Origin of the sequence: Acinetobacter sp. P1(2025), from assembly GCF_051390655.1 — a bacterium.
GTDB lineage: Bacteria > Pseudomonadota > Gammaproteobacteria > Pseudomonadales > Moraxellaceae > Acinetobacter > Acinetobacter junii.
This window is the reverse complement of the sequence record NZ_JBPKBJ010000177.1, coordinates 1-574: the sequence shown is the minus strand read 5'-3', so window position 1 is coordinate 574 and position 574 is coordinate 1. Positions and strand designations below refer to the sequence as shown.

Here is a 574-nt window from a genome sequence, read left to right as displayed (position 1 = left end):
ATGTCGTTCATTATGATTAAAGCTGGGGACTTAGCTTAGTTGGTAGAGCGCCTGCTTTGCACGCAGGAGGTCAGGAGTTCGACTCTCCTAGTCTCCACCATGAATTAAATGAAGTATTTAATTCTGAGCTAAATAGATTATAGAGTTTAATGAATAAAAAGATTAAGTAATTGATCTTGGTTTATTAATCTCTGTGATTTATCACAGTTTACTACGCACCGACGAGGTGGTAGTTAATCATTAACAGATTAGAAAATTGAGTCTGAAATAAATTGTTCACTCAAGAATTTAAGTTGATCGAAGTAATTTGATTGATTTAAACATATTGAGAACTAGCAAAAACACTGAATCAAGCGTTTTGGTATATGAATTTAGATTGAAGCTGTATGGTGATTAAATTCACAGACAACAAACCAGTAGCAATTAAGTTTGCAACGATAACACTCACTTGTATGTGTTAACGACTGTTTGGGGTTGTATAGTCAAGTAATTAAGTGCATGTGGTGGATGCCTTGGCAGTCAGAGGCGATGAAAGACGTGATAGCCTGCGAAAAGCTCCGGGGAGGCGGCAAAT

General features: G+C 36.9%; 1 tRNA gene and 1 rRNA gene. Both read left to right on the top strand.

The annotated features are described in order from the left end of the window. Positions 1-24: 24 nt before the first annotated feature. A tRNA-Ala gene (locus ACSC97_RS18260) sits at positions 25-100 on the top strand. Positions 101-480: 380 nt separating this feature from the next. Beyond that, a 23S ribosomal RNA gene (locus tag ACSC97_RS18255) occupies positions 481-574 on the top strand; the annotation flags it as partial.